The organism is Streptobacillus felis (assembly GCF_001559775.1).
In the GTDB taxonomy this organism is placed as follows: domain Bacteria; phylum Fusobacteriota; class Fusobacteriia; order Fusobacteriales; family Leptotrichiaceae; genus Streptobacillus; species Streptobacillus felis.
In genome coordinates, this window is sequence record NZ_LOHX01000294.1 from 1 (window position 1) to 954 (window position 954).

Annotated in this window: 1 pseudogene; it reads left to right on the forward strand. The window is 26.0% G+C overall.

The window, feature by feature from the left end:
* Window positions 1-797: pseudogene (locus tag AYC60_RS05855) on the forward strand (hypothetical protein); the annotation flags it as partial.
* Between the last annotated feature and the right edge of the window lie 157 nt (window positions 798-954).

The window sequence follows — 954 nt, forward strand, 5'->3', positions numbered from 1 at the left end:
TATTTATAGTATTATTTCTGTTTTTTGTTGGAGCATGTGTTAGAATAAATTCAGAAGGTTCTATGATAGAGGGTTTAAAAAAAAGAGGCATTGCTATAAAAAGAAGAACTATAGACTTAGAGGCTTTCTATATGATAGGTAGTGGACCTAGTGAAGTAACATATATGTGGCTATACCCTCCAGTTAAAAATAGGAGTAAATATATTAGTCCGGAATGGAAAATAATGGTTTCTGTTAATTCTTTTGGTTATGGATTATCAGGAAGAGAACTTTTAGAGTATGGATATAAAGGATATGTAGTAACAGATTTAATATTTAATAAAGAAAAAGGAAATGATTTCAGAGGAATGGAAAAGATTTTAGATGAATATACTAAAAAATATCGAATATTTGTTGGTGCTTGGATAAAAAATTATGGATATTTAAAGAGCTTGTATATGTTAGGTGAAGAGGAAGAAGTTCGTTATCAATATTTTAAGGAAAATGGAGAATTAGTATTTAAACAAGTTGATTTAACATATGAAGAGTTTTGGGACAAGGAAAAAGAAAATGAAAAGAAATTTTATGAAATATATGATGAGTATTTTAAAGAAGTTAGACAATTCGAAACAATGAATTGGGATGAATATGCAGAGATTTTTTCATATTTTCCAATCCTATATGTTGTTCTTAAGTGTAAGGAATGCGATTTAAGTAATAAAGAAGAAATAGAAAAAGAAGTATATGAAAAAATTAAAAAATATCATAATCCTAAAACATATAAATTAGAAGTATTTTTAGAAAAGGAAGAAGAATGAAAAAACTACTAATAATATTAATTCCATTTATTGTTTATTCTACAGAAATAGATAAGATAATATATAATGGAGTAGAGGATAGTTTGGCTATTAGTTTAAATAGTGATTTAAAAAGCGGAGAAGAACTAGATGTATTAAAAATAGATACACTAGTATC